Here is a 451-nt window from a genome sequence, read left to right as displayed (position 1 = left end):
TGGTGGGCGATAACGGAATCGAACCGCTGACCTCTTGCATGTCAAGCAAGCGCTCTAACCATCTGAGCTAATCGCCCGTAAGTGATGACCACTTTATGGTCCCTCAAAACTACACAGAGGAGAAATTTATTTTGATTCCGCTACGGACGGTTCCCACGTCGTTACCGGCGCTAAAGCGCCGACGACTGAGGTCGCCCAGTCCCGCTGCATCAAAATAAAATCTTCCTGATAGTAAAGCGTCAATGTAAGGTCAAGTCCTCGACCGATTCGTACCCGTCGACTGAACGCCTCACGGCGTGTACATCCCGGGCCGATCGACCAGGTCATCTTCCTGGGGTCTTACCTCTTTCGAGTGGGAAGTCTCATCTTTGGGTCGGTTTCGCGCTTAGATGCTTTCAGCGCTTATCCGCTCCCGACATAGCTACCCAGCGCTGCCGTTGGCACGACAACT

At 53.4% G+C, this 451-nt stretch carries 1 tRNA gene and 1 rRNA gene; both read right to left on the bottom strand.

Annotated elements, in window-relative coordinates:
- Positions 1-77 (bottom strand) — tRNA-Val (locus H1S01_RS20825).
- Between the two features lie 169 nt (positions 78-246).
- Positions 247-451 (bottom strand): 23S ribosomal RNA (locus tag H1S01_RS20820); the annotation flags it as partial.

Source organism: Heliobacterium chlorum, from assembly GCF_014502795.1.
In the GTDB taxonomy this organism is placed as follows: Bacteria; Bacillota; Desulfitobacteriia; order Heliobacteriales; family Heliobacteriaceae; genus Heliobacterium; species Heliobacterium chlorum.
The sequence above is the reverse complement of the archived record's forward strand: the minus strand, read 5'-3'. Positions and strand labels throughout refer to the sequence as shown.